Raw genomic sequence first — 8,286 nt, forward strand, 5'->3', positions numbered from 1 at the left:
AAAGAGAAGTTTTACTCTTGGGAGTGAGTGAATTTGAAAATACTGGTGATAGAAGATAATAAAAGCGTTTGTTCAATGATAGAGATGTTCTTTGCAAAGGAAGGAATTATTGGTGAATTTGTGAATGATGGGCTAAAGGGATATGAGCGTTTTAAAACAGGACATTGGGATGCCCTAATAGTTGACTGGATGCTTCCTGGTATGGATGGGGTCACTATTTGTCGCAAAATTAGGGAAGAAAAGTATACGATCCCAATTATTATGTTAACCGCCAAGGATAGTGAGTCCGATCAAGTGCTAGGGTTGGAAATGGGAGCCGATGATTATGTAACCAAACCATTTAGCCCATTAACCTTGATGGCTAGAATTAAAGCAGTGACAAGACGTTATCAAAACCATGTTCCACAAGATCAGAATGGTATTTTACAGACGGAGCACTTTAAGGTTAATAAAAATACAAGGGAAGTAATGGTCGATGGTGAATTGATTACCAATTTAACTCCTAAGGAATTCGATTTACTTTATTATTTAGTAGAGCATCCTAGGCAAGTGTTTTCCAGAGAACAATTGCTAGAAAGGGTCTGGGGTTATCAGTTTTATGGTGATGAACGTACAGTAGATGTTCATATCAAGAGACTGAGAAAAAAAGTCGAGACATCTCAGCAGCCATTTTTCCATACTGTATGGGGAGTAGGGTATAAATTTGATGACTCAACTAAAGCAAATTAAGTTTCGTTATTTTTACCAACAGTTTTTTAGTCATATAAGTATTATTATCGTAGCCTTCTTATTATTAAGCATGATATTTGCTTATTATGTGGAAGATTTGGTGTATAAGAATAAGACAGATGAGCTGATTTCTTACGGAAAAGCATTTTTGTCTGATATAAATGAAACTCCTTCAGATGCTGATCAAATAATAAAACAATATAGTAATGTTTTGTCAGCGAGAAAGATAAGCTTTAGTATGTTTGACAAGACTGGAAAATTATACTTGGTTAATCGAGATGGCCTTGTTCTTAAAGGCTTATCTGAAGACGAATGGGAGAAAATAAAAAAAGGTGAAATCCTAGCAGTATATAGTGATTATAAAACATTTGATCAAGATGGAGTAACCTTTGTGGTTGTACCTTATGTTGATGAAGGGCGATTTTATGGAGGAGTTCTATTAACGTCGCCCATCAGCGGTTCTATCGAAATGATTAAACAAATCAATAAGTTTCTTTTGTATACAATTCTTATCGGTTTCGGAGTATCCTTCCTGCAAAGTATGGTTCTATCACGAATTCATGTTCAGCGGATCAAGAGACTCCGGGAAGCGACTTCTCAAGTATCTGCAGGAAATTATGATGTAAAGGTTCAATCTTCCATATTTGATGAAATTGGTGAACTGGCGAATGATTTTAACCATATGGTAGATCAGTTGAACAAATCAAGGGAAGAAATTGAAAGTCTTGAAAATCGAAGAAGGCAATTTATGGCCGACGTTTCCCATGAGATGCGCACACCATTAACGACCATCAGTGGTGTCATTGAAGGGTTGAAAAATGATATGATCTCGGAGGAAGATAAGGAAAGAGGCCTTCAATTAGTGAGTCAGGAAGCAAAACGTTTGATTAGGTTAGTTAACGAAAATCTTGATTACGAGAAAATTCGATCTAATCAAATACAAATGTTTAAAGAGGATATTCAGCTATTAGAAGTGCTGGAGATTATTCAAGACCAACTAGGATTTCAAGCTGAAGAGAAGAATAATCAGATTTTAGTGGATGCCCCGCCAGATATATATGTCCACGCAGATTACGACAGGTTAGTTCAAATATTAATCAACATTACGAAAAATAGTATCCAATTTACAAACGATGGATTCATCTGGCTACGTGGTAGAGAAAATGAACGTTTTGTCATCATTGAGGTTGAGGATACTGGTATAGGTCTTGATTCAGATGAAATTGAAAAAATTTGGCGCCGTTTTTATAAGGCAGATATTTCACGAACGAGCAACCCATATGGGGAATTTGGCCTTGGACTATCCATTGTGAAACAATTAGTTCTCCTACACAATGGAAAAATTGATGTTTTTAGTGAAAAAGGGAAAGGAACGAAATTTGTCATTTCGTTTCCAAAACAATCAGAAGAGAGTGAAGCTGTCAGGTAGGCCTGACAGCTTTTTTAATATAATGGCAACATCTTGCTGTCCATTGGAGGTGGGTTGTGGAAGTTGTGAAGGCCTGAACGAACAAGGAACATTGACAGCTTTTCAGATGCTGTCGATGTTTTCTGTTATTCTTGAAATTTTTTTTGATAGTGTGATAAAGCGAGAAGCGGAAAAATATATCGATAACTATGGTAGTGAATGTAAAAGGCGCCTCCCATTCCTTGTCCTTTCGGGTAAGTAGTAGTCCAGTCATTTTTGTCCAGTGAATCCAATAGGTAAACCATTCCTTTACGAATGGCAGGTGTTGGTTTATCGGAAACTGCGATAAGGGCATCAAGTACCCATGAGGTGTGTGTTAAGGTACTATATCTCAATGGAATATATTCATTTTTGATGTCACTGTAACACGATTCTCCGAAACCTCCATCATGGTTTTGTATACTGTATAGCCACTTAACAGCTTTTTGAATGCTTGGATGGGAAGAGGAAATACCAACTGCTTTTAATCCTGTGATAGCTGCCCATGTTCCGTAAGTATAGCAAATTCCCCAACGTCCATACCAAGAACCATTTTTTTGTTGATTATTTAGTAACCAATTTATTCCCCTTTGGATAATTGGATGCTTTCTTGATAGATTGGTATAATTCCCGAAAAATTCTAACGTTCTACCAGTTAGATCGGCACATGATGGGTCGATTAGTAAAAATTCACCTTTTTCAAGGGGGAGATATGTCAATAATTTGGAGTCGGTATTTTTTTCAAAAGCTGGCCAGCCCCCATCATCATTTTGCATCGATATAGTCCAACTAATTCCACTTTTCCAAGCAGCTAGTTCTGGTGGGGAAATCCTAGAAATAGAACGAAGAGAGGCTGTCGTATCATCGACATCAGGATTCATCGTATTAACATCGGAAAACCCCCAACCTCCAGGTAAACTATTTGGATTATGGATCACCCAATCACCGAACTTATGATGTTGCCGTTTTAGGAGATAATCATTTGCTCTTTTTATCATCGGATCTTCTGGGGACATGCCAGCTGACTGAAGAGCGAAGCTGATCAAAGAGGTATTCCACACATTGGCGGTAGTGTATTGCATGTGCGGGAAACCTTCAATCTTGCATTTCATTGATTTTAATCCTTCAATAGCCCGAGTGATGGTTGGATCTGATTTTTTATAACCTAAAGAAAGTAGTGCGAATATCATTAAAAAAGTACTACTGAAATAGCTGTAAAAGGTACCATCAGGTTCAATCCGATCCAGCATATATTTCTCTGCACGTTTTAAAGCCAAGTTTCGAAGTTCTTTTGGAATGCCGACTAACCTCTTTACACCATCCTCAATAGATGACAAGATCGAACGCCATTCATTTGAGTGATCCCATTGGTCCTCTTCATCTCGTTTAAGGCGTAATTCGGTAAGGTTTGGTGTATATTTCGTTCTTATGGAAAATTTTTTTTTGGCGAGGATCATGATGGGTGTTAAGTTTGCTCTCCCAAAAACTGAAAACGAATAAAAATTTATGGGAAATAGTTGTGGTAGTAGAATGACTTCTAACGGTAAAGGGGAACATGATGGCCATTTGTATTCTCCGGTTATTGCCAGCATGATTTTTGTAAACGTGCTGACTTTTTTTAACCCACCTTTTGCTAGAATAAATCTTTTTGCAGCTTGTAATGATTTATGTTCTTTAGAATAATACCCAGAAAACAGCAATGAATAGTAAGCCTCAAGTGTAGTCGAAAGATTGCCTTCTTTTTCATCATAAAAGAGTTTCCAAGCACCATTCTTTTCTTGTTTGTTTAAAATTCTTTTGCAAAGTCCTCTGATTAATTCCTCATCATTTATTTCCAATGTCCTTAATAAAATGATCATATAAGCATCAGTAGAGATCCCAGTTTCAAACGGGTAATTCCAAGAGCCGTCGGGAGATTGTTCTTTTCTTAATTTATCAACTATCCAGTTTAACCCATTTATTATATTTGGCATTTGATATTGCTCCTCTCCCAATAGTTTTTCTTTAGCTATACATATTCTCTTCTTGCAAGTACCATTCACAAAGGAGGAGAACTGTCATTATTTTTGCAAGAAAACGTAAGAAAACACCGATTGAAGAGATTAGAGAGGAACTAAAAAAGAAACTTAAAATCAAACCTTCTAATTCATATCAACTAACGTTACAGGATCAAATATTGTTAAAAAAAATAAAAAAGGAAACGGACTATCATAATTTAAACAATGTTACAAGAACAAGGGCGTATCTTGAGTATTATTTGCGTCATCCAGAAATTCACTGGGCATTTCTAGGGCATATGGTCTCAAGGAATGGCGGTTGGAATATGACCGATTTAAAAGGGGAGTTTCTTACAAAGTTACTTTCCAATAAAGATAGGAAATCATTTTTTCAATTTCTTGAACGCGGGAATTGGCTTATTTTTCAAGATGTTTATCCACAATTATTGCTTTACGAGGAGAGTTTGAAACAAGAAAAACCATTATTTTACCTATTATCCTATTTAAACGTATCAACTTTTATGGAGACGATTTGGAATCATTTTTGGCAGAATCAAGACACTACTATTCATTGTATAGCCCTTATTATCAATGAACAAAGCTATCTGGAAAAAAGGGTCATTCAAAATCCGATCTATCAAAAGGATGTATTGCATAAGCTTGAGTTTTTACTACAAGATTTACTATCTTTTAATCACATTCTTTTTCCCTATGGTGACAAAAAACTAAAAGGGGTGACGCTTCATCAATTTGAATCTTTACATAAACGAATTTTACTTGGAAAAAGGTTATATTCCATCCTTTTTAATAATAAAGATATACTTAAACAGGTTGTAGAGTGGGCTAAAAGACATCCCCACTCAGGCTCAAGAAAAGATTATTGGCCTCATATATTTAATGATGTGAATGAGGGAGTCCCTGGTTTTACTTATCCGTTACGCATAAAATCATGTAAGCTTAGAAAGGGTTCCAGAAGATTTTACAGTCCAACATTAATAAATGCTTGGAAAAATGTCTGCCACCCTGCGGCTGAAAGTGGAGATTGGTTTAAAGGTTGTGGAGTGGTTGACTATTTAGTAAATGATCTTGAAACTATTAATGGAGAGATTATGGATGAGTACTGTAAGACACTTGAACGACTCGAAATCGCCACCCTTGCAAAAAAGACAATTAACTTTCTTAAATAAAAATTATGTAATTTGTGCAGTGTTAGCGTCCTTAATAGGGACATACTTGGATCTATACTTTGTCGGGAAAGGAGTTTACTGGTTCCCAATAAGACCTTGGTTTAATATTTTTTCGGTGAACCTTTTCTTTACTTTAGTCATATTACCCGTTTTTGTTATTGTATTTTTGCATTATGTTACACAGATTCATCCAAGGGGCAAAGCGGGAATGATGCTATTTATTAGCTTGTTGATGCCCATCATGGAACGTTCATTGGAAATGTTTGGATTGTTTGCTCATTCAGAGAAATGGGAGCATATCTATTCATTTTTTGGCTATATGCTATTTCTATCTTTCATTTATGGTATTTTTCTATGGTTGGAAAAAGAAAAGGAAGGTCAAAAACAATAAGCCGGGACAATTACCCGGCTTTTGTGATGTCTTGCAAATACGACACCAGGGTCCCTTCCATCCGTACAGTGGTTAAGTGTCCCGCAACAAGCAAATTGTTGGAAGGGAACCCATAGATTATTTTATCATATTTGTAGTAGAAATATGACAGGAATAAGTGCCAAACTTTCAATTCTTATATAAAAAGTGTATGATAAAATTGATTTTACATAAGGAGTTGTTTTAAATGGCGAAAAAAGGGTACATATTAATGGAAAACGGAGAAAAAATTGAATTTGATCTATTTCCAAATGAAGCCCCTGGAACAGTGGCAAATTTTGAAAAATTAGCGAATGAAGGGTTCTATGATGGGGTAATTTTTCACCGTGTAATTCCAGGGTTTGTGTCACAAGGTGGAGACCCAACGGGAACAGGTATGGGCGGCCCAGGCTACACGATTAAATGTGAGACAGAAGGAAATCCTCATAAACATATCCCAGGAGCCATTTCTATGGCGCATGCAGGAAAAGATACAGGCGGCAGCCAATTTTTTATTGTTCATGAATCACAACCACATTTAGATGGAGTTCACACGGTTTTCGGTCAAGTTACTTCTGGACTCGAAACAGTGAGAAATATGAAAAATGGCGACACAATGAAAGAAGTTAGAGTTTTTGATCAAGAATAATATGAATGAAAGGGAGCAGTTATGCTCTCTTTTTTTTTATTACGAAAAGATCATGACGACTGTATTAATAGTTAAATCCAATTACCTTAGTGATACTTTACCTTCGCTTTTTACTATTTCAAGAATGTAATGGGGAATCCCAAATATTTTAGTAAGATCGAATCAAAGTAAGTCTTCTATAGTTTAAGGAGTGTACGACCAAGCTGGAAGAAGACCATTTACCACAGACAAGGTGACAACGAATATATAATTAAGTAGATCCCTGGCAAACAGTTTTCTTTATATGAGATTATTAAGCTGGTACAATGCAATAATAAAGTAGAGAATGAAAGGGTATTTTAATATGAAGTTAGTTTCTTGGAATGTTAATGGCCTTAGGGCTTGTGTGAATAAAGGGTTTTTAGATTATTTTTATGACATAGATGCTGATATATTTTGTGTACAGGAAACAAAACTACAAGAGGGCCAGATCAAATTGGATCTTACAGGTTATCAGCAGTATTGGAATTATGCAGTTAAAAAGGGTTATTCCGGAACGGCAGTTTTCACAAAGAAAGAACCACTTTTAGTAAGGTATGGACTAAGGGAACAAAATTTCGAACATGAAGGAAGAATTCTGACATTGGAGTATGATGATTTTTATCTAGTGAATGTATATTCTCCGAATTCTCAAAGGGATTTAGCTCGTTTAGACTATCGTTTAGAATGGGAAGATCGTATGCTTGATCATCTTCTAGAATTAGATGCAAGGAAGCCAGTAATCCTTTGTGGGGACTTGAATGTTGCTTATAAAGAAATAGATTTACGTAATCCAAAATCAAATCTCGGAAATTCTGGATTTACGGAAGAAGAACGTGGGAAGATGACTGCATTGCTTGCGTCTGGTTTTATTGATAGTTATCGTTATTTCTATCCTGAACGAGAAGGCTCATATACATGGTGGTCATATATGAAAAATGTACGAGAGCGAAACATCGGCTGGCGAATTGACTACTTTATTGTTTCAAAGGCCTTAATTGGAAGATTAAAAAATGCTGAAATCCATTCTCATATTATGGGTAGTGACCACTGTCCGATTGTTCTTGAATTAAAATAACATCGTTATCCTTTGCAAGATGGTATGGTATATTTCTTGCAAAGGATCATTTTCTTTAGATTTCATTTAAAGGGGTACCAATCTCATCAAATTCTGATGATTTTTCATTTTCAACGGATTGCTCTGTAAGCTCAGAATCCTTTAAAGGATTAATATCTTTTTCGATTTCTTTTTTTACTACCATTCGTTTCACTCCTATATTGATTGAGATAGGTAAATTCAAATTTATTTTAACCTATTGAAGAAAAACTAAACTTTAAGTAAAAAAATAAAAACAATAAAAATAGTAGTTGACTAATATGTAAATGGTTTGTATTATAATTTATGTCGCTGATAGATAATCGAATAAAACCTTTGATTGGTTGTTTTGAATTATGATAAAAGTCAGTTGACATCGGTGAAATATTATATTATAATAATAAATGTTGTTTAATTTCAGATTAATAGATTGCGATGTATTGTTCTTTGAAAACTAAACAACCAAAAACGTCAACAAATCACAACATTCGTTTCTATCGAAACGAAGCCAACGTTAATTTTATGAGCTAATCAACTTTTTTGGAGAGTTTGATCCTGGCTCAGGACGAACGCTGGCGGCGTGCCTAATACATGCAAGTCGAGCGGACCAATAGAAGCTTGCTTCTGTTGGTTAGCGGCGGACGGGTGAGTAACACGTGGGCAACCTGCCTGTAAGACTGGGATAACTTCGGGAAACCGGAGCTAATACCGGATAATTCATCCCCTCGCATGAGGGGGTGCTGAAAGTCGGTTC

General features: G+C 35.9%; 8 protein-coding genes and 1 rRNA gene. 7 read left to right on the top strand and 2 right to left on the bottom strand.

Annotated features, from left to right (window positions below; all coding sequences use genetic code 11):
* The first annotated feature begins 33 nt into the window (after positions 1-33).
* Both GZA11_RS11925 and GZA11_RS11930 read left to right on the top strand, forming a co-directional pair.
* Positions 34-729: a response regulator transcription factor gene (locus GZA11_RS11925; RefSeq protein WP_038535482.1), complete on the top strand. Its 696-nt coding sequence runs from the start codon at positions 34-36 to the stop codon at positions 727-729.
* Positions 707-2,158 carry a sensor histidine kinase gene (locus tag GZA11_RS11930; RefSeq protein WP_235925001.1) on the top strand — a complete coding sequence of 484 codons (1,452 nt, stop codon included), beginning with the start codon at positions 707-709 and terminating at the stop codon, positions 2,156-2,158. Before GZA11_RS11925 ends, GZA11_RS11930 begins: the two co-directional genes overlap by 23 nt.
* A 125-nt stretch (positions 2,159-2,283) precedes the next feature.
* On the opposite strand, the gene shc is transcribed toward GZA11_RS11930, so the two are convergent.
* On the bottom strand, positions 2,284-4,149 hold the full coding sequence (gene shc / locus GZA11_RS11935; protein ID WP_163183970.1) for a squalene--hopene cyclase: 1,866 nt from the start codon (positions 4,147-4,149) through the stop codon (positions 2,284-2,286).
* A gap of 86 nt (positions 4,150-4,235) precedes the next feature.
* Here shc and GZA11_RS11940 point away from each other — a divergent pair, with 86 nt between their 5' ends.
* From GZA11_RS11940 to GZA11_RS11955, 4 genes are all read left to right on the top strand, one after another.
* Positions 4,236-5,360, top strand: a complete 1,125-nt coding sequence (locus tag GZA11_RS11940; protein ID WP_163183976.1) for a DUF2515 domain-containing protein — start codon at positions 4,236-4,238, stop codon at positions 5,358-5,360.
* Positions 5,287-5,751: a CBO0543 family protein gene (locus GZA11_RS16980; RefSeq protein WP_328822045.1), complete on the top strand. Its 465-nt coding sequence runs from the start codon at positions 5,287-5,289 to the stop codon at positions 5,749-5,751. Before GZA11_RS11940 ends, GZA11_RS16980 begins: the two co-directional genes overlap by 74 nt.
* Positions 5,752-5,977: 226 nt before the next feature.
* On the top strand, positions 5,978-6,418 hold the full coding sequence (locus tag GZA11_RS11950; RefSeq protein WP_038535473.1) for a peptidylprolyl isomerase: 441 nt from the start codon (positions 5,978-5,980) through the stop codon (positions 6,416-6,418).
* A 343-nt stretch (positions 6,419-6,761) separates the two neighbouring features.
* Entirely contained in the window at positions 6,762-7,514 is a 753-nt protein-coding gene (locus GZA11_RS11955) for an exodeoxyribonuclease III (protein WP_163183972.1), read from the top strand.
* 55 nt (positions 7,515-7,569) lie between these two features.
* On the opposite strand, the gene GZA11_RS16915 is transcribed toward GZA11_RS11955, so the two are convergent.
* Positions 7,570-7,698 carry a hypothetical protein gene (locus GZA11_RS16915; RefSeq protein WP_268926770.1) on the bottom strand — a complete coding sequence of 43 codons (129 nt, stop codon included), beginning with the start codon at positions 7,696-7,698 and terminating at the stop codon, positions 7,570-7,572.
* A 371-nt stretch (positions 7,699-8,069) separates the two neighbouring features.
* Here GZA11_RS16915 and GZA11_RS11960 point away from each other — a divergent pair.
* Positions 8,070-8,286, top strand: a 16S ribosomal RNA gene (locus GZA11_RS11960); the annotation flags it as partial.

This window comes from Neobacillus sedimentimangrovi (assembly GCF_010614825.1).
Classification (GTDB): Bacteria; Bacillota; Bacilli; order Bacillales; family Cytobacillaceae; genus Neobacillus; species Neobacillus thermocopriae.